The 6,744-nt window shown below is 72.0% G+C and carries 5 protein-coding genes; 1 reads left to right on the top strand and 4 read right to left on the bottom strand.

Annotated features, from left to right (window positions below):
* Positions 1-47: 47 nt before the first annotated feature.
* The 4 genes from ABZ857_RS14825 to ABZ857_RS14840 form a co-directional block, all read right to left on the bottom strand.
* Complete coding sequence (locus ABZ857_RS14825) at positions 48-899, bottom strand: carbohydrate ABC transporter permease (protein ID WP_357043003.1); 852 nt, start codon at positions 897-899, stop codon at positions 48-50.
* Complete coding sequence (locus ABZ857_RS14830) at positions 896-1,981, bottom strand: sugar ABC transporter permease (RefSeq protein ID WP_357043005.1); 1,086 nt, start codon at positions 1,979-1,981, stop codon at positions 896-898. Before ABZ857_RS14830 ends, ABZ857_RS14825 begins: the two co-directional genes overlap by 4 nt.
* 74 nt (positions 1,982-2,055) lie before the next feature.
* A complete protein-coding gene (locus tag ABZ857_RS14835; protein ID WP_357043008.1) occupies positions 2,056-3,303 on the bottom strand; it encodes an extracellular solute-binding protein in 1,248 nt (415 codons plus the stop codon).
* Positions 3,304-3,340: 37 nt separating this feature from the next.
* The gene (locus tag ABZ857_RS14840; RefSeq protein ID WP_357043010.1) at positions 3,341-4,384 is read right to left on the bottom strand and encodes a LacI family DNA-binding transcriptional regulator; all 1,044 of its coding nucleotides are present in this window, start codon (positions 4,382-4,384) and stop codon (positions 3,341-3,343) included.
* A gap of 146 nt (positions 4,385-4,530) precedes the next feature.
* Between ABZ857_RS14840 and ABZ857_RS14845 the strand changes: the two genes are divergently transcribed.
* Positions 4,531-6,654 (top strand): glycogen debranching N-terminal domain-containing protein, encoded by a 2,124-nt coding sequence (locus tag ABZ857_RS14845; RefSeq protein WP_357043011.1) that lies wholly within the window; start codon positions 4,531-4,533, stop codon positions 6,652-6,654.
* Positions 6,655-6,744: the final 90 nt, after the last annotated feature.

The following is a 6,744-nucleotide window of genomic DNA, read 5'->3' on the forward strand; positions in this document are numbered from 1 at the left end:
AGATCCCCGGACCGGCTCCGCGGGGGCCGGTCCGGAGGACGAGGGCGTCAGCCCTTCTCCGCGCCCTCGTTCGCGCCGCGTACGAAGTAGCGCTGGAACACCACGAAGATGACCGCCACCGGGATCGTGGCGAGCACGGCGGCACCCAGCTTGAGCGGATACTGCGTGCCCTTGCCGAGCGAGCCGCTCACCAGGTCGGCGATCCCTCGCGGCAGCGTGAACAGTTCCGGACTCTGCACCGCCACGAGCGTGTGTGCGAACTCGTTCCAGCTGCCCTGGAAGGAGATGATCGTGAGGGTGATCAGGGCCGGCCGCGCCATCGGCAGCACCACCGACCAGAAGGTCCGCCACACCCCCGCGCCGTCGATGCGTGCGGCCTCCTCCACGCTCACCGGGACCGATTCGAAGAACTGCTTCATGATGAAGACGCCCGCGGCGTCCACGATCAGGGGCAGGATCAGGGCCGTGTAGCTGTCGTACAGGCCGAACTGGTTGAGCACCAGGAACTTCGGCACGAACAGCACCACGGGCGGCACGGCCATGACCCCGATGACCGCGGAGAACAGCGCCTTGCGGCCCCGGAAGCGGATCCGGGCCAGCGCGTATCCGGCCATCGAGCACAGCAGCACCCGCCCGGCGGTGACCAGGATCGTCACCAGCACCGAGTTGCCCAGCCAGAGCGGCAGGTCGGTGTTGACGAAGACCTTCTCGTAGCCGCTGGTCGTGAAGGGGTGGGGGATGGGCGACAGCGCGTTCGCGGCGGCGTCCGGCTCGGTCTTGAACGAGTTCGCGACCTGGATCACGAACGGGTAGAGGAAGACCAGCGCGAAGAAGACCAGCACGAAGTAGCCCGCGAAGGTGGAGGCGAGCGAGCGGGGGTCCCGGCGTTTCACGGTCACGACCTCCTCGTACGGCGGGCGGGGTCGCGGTCGCGCATGATCCACCGCTGGACCAGCGCGAGCACGACGATGATGGCGAACAACACGAACGAGATGGCCGTCCCCGAGCCGTACTCGAAGCTGCGGAAGGCCGTCTGGTACGACAGGAAGGCCGGGGTGAGGGTGGTCTTGGCCGGGTTGCCCTGGCTCATCACGTAGACCTGGTCGAAGACCTGCCAGGTCGCGATGAGGCCGAGCGTCAGCACCAGGAACAGCGTGGGCTTCAGCAGCGGGAGCGTGATGTGCCGGAACCGCTGCCAGCGCCCGGCCCCGTCGAGCATGCCGGCCTCCTCCAGCGTCACCGGGATGTCCTGGAGCGCGGCCAGGAACATCAACATGAACGTTCCAGACGTCGTCCAGACGACCAGCATGATGATCGTGCACATCGCCACGCTGGGCCCGGACAGCCACTCCCACCACGACAGCCCGAACGGCCCGCCGTCCGTCAGCGCCGCCGGCGGATCGGCGGGGTCGACCAGGCCGAGCCCTCCGAGCAGCAGGTGGAGCACGCCCCGCGAGTCGGAGAACCACTGCGGGCCGTCGATCCCGAACAGCTTCAGCAGGCTGGTCACGGCGCCCGAGTTGGCGAAGATGAACAGGAACACGACGCTGATCGCCACCGAGCTGGTGACCGAGGGGAAGAAGAACGCGGCGCGGAAGAACGTCTTCCCCTTCAGCATCCTGCTGTTCACGATCAGGGCGAGGCCCAGCGCCAGCAGCGTCTGGGCCGGCACGACGATGGCGACGTAGTAGAAGTTGTTCCGCACGCTCGTCATGAAGTCCTGGCGGGCCAGGCCGTCCTCGGTGAACAGCCGGGTGTAGTTCTCCGTCCCGACGAACGGCACGCCCGGGCGGAACGGGCTGCCCTGGCCGTTCCAGTCGGTGAGGCTGACCCACATCGCCATCAGGATCGGCAGCAGCATGAACAGGCCCAGGATCACCACCACCGGCGCCACGAACAGCCAGCCCGCGATGTTCTCCCGCACGGCGGCGCTCAGCCGGGGGCCGGGCCGCGTGGCCCGTGCGGGTGCGGTGTCGGCCACGGTCACTCCTTCCGGTCGGCGTGGCCCCGGCCGTGACCGGCCGGGGCCCGCTCCGTCTCGCGTCAGCTCTCGCGTCAGCCGAGGGCGGCCTGGGTGTTCTTCTGCAGGCGCTCCAGCAGCGCCTTCGGGTCGCCGGAGGTGAGCTTCTGGATGCCGGTGTCGAAGTCGGCCAGGACGCTGTCCATCTTCGGCGCGTTGACCGGGCCCTGGGCGTAGTCGGCGCCGTTCACGAACGGGCCGTCGGCGGGGAACTCCTTGGTGTAGGCGTCCTTCGCCGACTGCCGCGAGGGCATGACGCCGAAGGCCTTGGCGAAGGCCATCTGCTGGTCGACGGTGGTCATCGCCTCGACGAAGTCGATCGCCTGCTGCTTGTACTTGCTCTTGGCGGAGATGCCCCAGCAGTTGGTGAACGACAGCGTGCCCTTGCCCTTGGGCCCGGCCGGAAGCTCGTGCACGCTGTACTTCACGTCGGGGAAGTCGGCCTTCAGGGCGCCCTTGATCCAGTTGCCTTCGATCGTCATCGCGGCCTTGCCCTTGCCGAACGCCTCACCGCCCCAGCCCGCGTCGAGCTGGCTGGGGAACTGGGCCAGCTTGTCCTTGAGCAGCGACTGGACGTACTCGAGGGCCTTGAGGTTCTCCGGGGTGTCCGCCGTCGCCTGCTTGCCGTCCGGGCTGGTGATCCAGCCGCCCGCCTCCACCAGGAACGCGCCGACCCGGTCGCGCGTGTCGCCGATCGCGAGCGGCGTGACGCCCTTGGCCTTGATCTTCTCGCTCACCGCCTTGAGCTGGTCCCAGGTGGTGGGCACGTCGCCCTCGCCCAGCCCGGCCTTGGCCCACAGGTCCTCGTTGATCACCAGGGCGAGGGTGGAGAAGTCCTTCGGCGCGCAGTAGAACTTGCCGTCGTAGGTGAACGTGGTGCGCAGGCTCGGGTAGAAGTCCGACGCCCCGGACAGCTTGTCGGCGTACGGCTCCAGCGCGCCCACGCTCGCGTAGTCGGCGAACCGGGAGGCGTCCACGTAGAACACGTCGGGCGGGTTGTCGCCCGCGAACGCCTGGCCGAGCTGCTGGGCGAGGTCCTGCGCCGGGGTCACGGTCGCTTTCGAGCCCGACTTCTGCGCCCAGGCCGCCGCGGCGTCCTTCACCGCGGTGGTCTCCGCGTCGCCCGAGGAGCCGATGAGGATCTGCAGGTCGGCGGCGCCGCTGCTCTGCTGGGCGGGAGCGGCCGCCTTGTCGTCGTCGAAGCCGCTGCCGCAGGCGGCCGAGGCAAGGAGGGCGGCGCAGGCGGCGCCGAGGGCCGCCGTCCGTACGGTTCTGTTCTTCATGAGATTTCCCGATCTTCGTTGAGGGGGAGGGGGCAGGTCACGCCGACTGGCGGACGACCAGCGAGGGTTCGAGCAGCACGTTCGCCGGTGGTTGACCGGGGTCCGTCTGGCCGTCGAGGAGTGTGGTGAGGAGAGCCACGCAGTGCGCGGCGGCCTGGGCCAGCGGCTGGCTCAGGCTGGTCAGGCCGACGGCCTTGGCCACCGGCGTGTCGTCGAAGCCGATCACCGCGACCGGTCGTTCCGCGGCGTCGCTGCCGGGCCGCCAGGCGAGGCCGGGGGAGCGGGCGGCGTGCAGCGCGCCGAGCGCGAGCGAGTCGCTGGCGCAGACGAGCGCGGTCACCCCGAGATCCGACCGCAGCAGGTCGTGGGCCGCCTTCTCGCCGTCGGCCACGCCGTCGCTGGTGGCCCGGCTCAGCCCGGCGGGGTCCACGCCCGCCGCGGTGAGCGTGCGCGCCCAGCCCTCGCGGCGGTCGTCGCCGACCCCCGAGCCGGACGGCCAGCCGAGGAAGCCGATCACGCGGTGGCCCGCGTCGAGCAGGTGGCGGGTGGCCGCGGCCGTGCCGGCCGCGCCGTCCACGTCCACCCAGGCATGGGAGGCGCCCGCGGAGTCCGCGCTCCAGGGGCGTCCGAAGGTGACGAACGGCACCTCGCGGTCCAGCAGCCAGGCCGTACGCAGGTCGCCGTGGTGGGTGCTGGTCAGCACGAACGCGTCCGGCTCGTACGCGCCGAGCAGGTCCTCGAACGTGTCGACCTCGGCCTGGTCGTCCTCGGCCGTGTAGAGCAGCACCCGGTAGCCGGACCGCGCCGCCGACTCGGTCAGGCCGTGCAGGAAGCGGTCGAGCACCGAGCCGTTGATGCCGTCCCGGTCGGGCTCGATCCGGATGGCGATCAGCCGGGACCGGCCGGTGCGCATCTGGCGTGCCGCCTGGTTGACCCGGTAGCCCAGCTCCTCCACCGCCCGCAGCACCCGCTGCCTGGTCTCTTCACGGACGACGTCCGGGCTGTTCAGGGCGTTCGAGACCGTCTGGCGTGAGACGCCGGCGAGCCGGGCCACATCGGCGATCGTCACCTTTTCGGTCATGTCCTGCCCTTCTGGGGGTTTGAACGTTCAAGGCGGAGTAAGGCATGATTAGATCGATCAAAATAAACTGAGTGTTTCGCAATGTGCACCCCCGGCGACCACATGTCAAGGTCAAAGCCGGCGATTCGATCCAGGAGGGCCCATCGGTGCTCGTCGGAGCCACGCCCGGCCCGGGTGGCGAGTTCGCCACCGGGACGGCGTACCGCCTGCAACCGCCACTGCACGAGCTGGTCAGCACTGTCATGGCGCCGACCGGGGCGCTGAGCGGCGCTGACGGCCAGATCCGCCCCTTCGGCGTCCAGGGGCTTTTCCACGCCGATCACCGGGCGCTGTCGCAGGCGACGCTGCTCGTCGACGGCCGCGAACCCGAGGCCATCGGCCACGTCCACGAGGAGGCGGGGCGCACCCGGTTCGTCTCGCTCGCCCGCTGGCTCGGGGACCCCCATCCCGACCCCACCGTGCGGCTCGAACGCGTCCGCGAGGTCGGCGCGTACGGCATGAGCGAGCGCGTGGAGATCACCTCCACCGCCTCGGTGGCCGTGACGGCCTCGGTCACCGTCGAGCTGGGCTGCGACTTCGCGCCGATCGAGGTGGTCAAGTCGGGCGGCGACACCACGCCGGCCGAGCCCGACGGCCCCGATCCGGGTCCCGGCGGCCTCTCGTGGGAGAACGGCGGCATCCGGGTCACGGCCGTGGGCGAGGACGCCCGCGCGGAGACCGGCGGCGGCGCCCGGTTGCGCTGGGAGCTGAGCCTGCCGCCGGGCGGGTCGGCGACGCTGCGCTGGGAGGTCGTCGTGGACGATCCCGCCGCCGTCGTCGTCGCGCCGGCCGGGGCGCTGGAGTGGAGCAGGCCCGAGGTCACCGCCGCCGACCGGCGGCTGACCCGGCTGCTGAACCAGTCGCTGGAAGACCTGCGGTCGCTGCGGCTGGCGGAGACCGGCGCCCCCGAGGACACCTTCCTCGGCGCCGGCGTGCCGTGGTTCCTCACGCTCTTCGGGCGCGACAGCCTGTGGGCCGCCCGGATGCTGCTGCCGCTCGGCACCGACCTCGCCGCCGGCACGCTGCGGGTGCTCGCGCGCCGGCAGGGCACGCGGGTGGATCCGGCCTCCGGCGAGGCGCCCGGGAAGATCATGCACGAGCTGCGGCGGCACGAGTTCACCGTCGAGGGCAACGGCCTGCGGCTGCCCGCGGCCTACTACGGCACGATCGACGCCACCCCGCTGTGGATCAGCCTCCTGCACGACGCCTGGCGGTGGGGGATGCCCGAGCGCGAGGTCGCGGCGCTGCTGCCGAACATGGAGGCCGCGCTCGGCTGGCTCGCCGACTTCGCCGACCCCGACGGCGACGGGTTCGTGGAGTACATCGACACCTCCGCCCGCGGCCTGGCCAACCAGGGCTGGAAGGACTCCGGCGACTCCATCCGGTTCCGCGACGGCGGCCAGGCCAAGCCGCCGATCGCGCTCGTCGAGGTGCAGGGCTACGCGTACGAGGCGGCCAGGAACGCGGCGTCCCTGCTGGAGGCGTTCGGCCGTCCCGGCGCCGCGCGGTGGAACGAGCACGCGGACGCGCTGTCCGAGCGGTTCCGCGCCCGGTTCTGGGTGGACGGCCCGCACGGGCGCTTCCCCGCGCTCGCGCTGGACGCCGACAAGCGGCCGGTGGACGCGCTCACCAGCAACATCGGCCACCTGCTCGGCACCGGCCTGCTGTCGGAGGAGGAGACGGCCCAGGTCGCGAAGCTGCTGGCCGCCCCGATGATGAGCGGCGGCTACGGGCTGCGCACGATGTCGTCCGGCGACGGCGGCTTCAGCCCGCTGTCCTACCACTGCGGCTCGATCTGGGCGCACGACACGGCCATCGTGCTCGCCGGGCTGGCCAGGGCCGGGTTCGCCGCGCAGGCGGCCGGGCTCGCCGAAGGGCTGCTGGCGGCGGGGGAGGCGTTCGGCTACCGGCTGCCCGAGCTGTACGCCGGGGACGGCGCCGGCCCGCGTCCCGGCCTCGGCAGGCCCATGCCCTACCCGGCGGCCTGCCGTCCCCAGGCGTGGTCGGCCGCCGCGGCGGTGACGATCGCGCACGCCGCGCTGGGCCTGTATCCCGACGTGCCGGCCGGGCGGGTGCTGCTGCGGCCCATGGCAGGGGCGCCTCTCGGGGCGTTGTCGGCCCGGGGGCTGCGGGTGGCGGGCGCGGAGATCGGCGTCGCCGTGGACGCGGCGGGTCACGCCACCGTCACCGGCCTGCCGCCGGGCCTCGCGCTCGACGTGTCCCCGCGCTGACCCTCGCGTCACGTACGGAGCCGTGCTCACGGGTCCGCTCCGCCTCGTGACCTCGCCGGGGGGGGGGGGGCGGGGGCGGGGGGCGGCGGG

This window comes from Microbispora sp. NPDC046933, from assembly GCF_040644635.1.
GTDB lineage: Bacteria > Actinomycetota > Actinomycetes > Streptosporangiales > Streptosporangiaceae > Microbispora.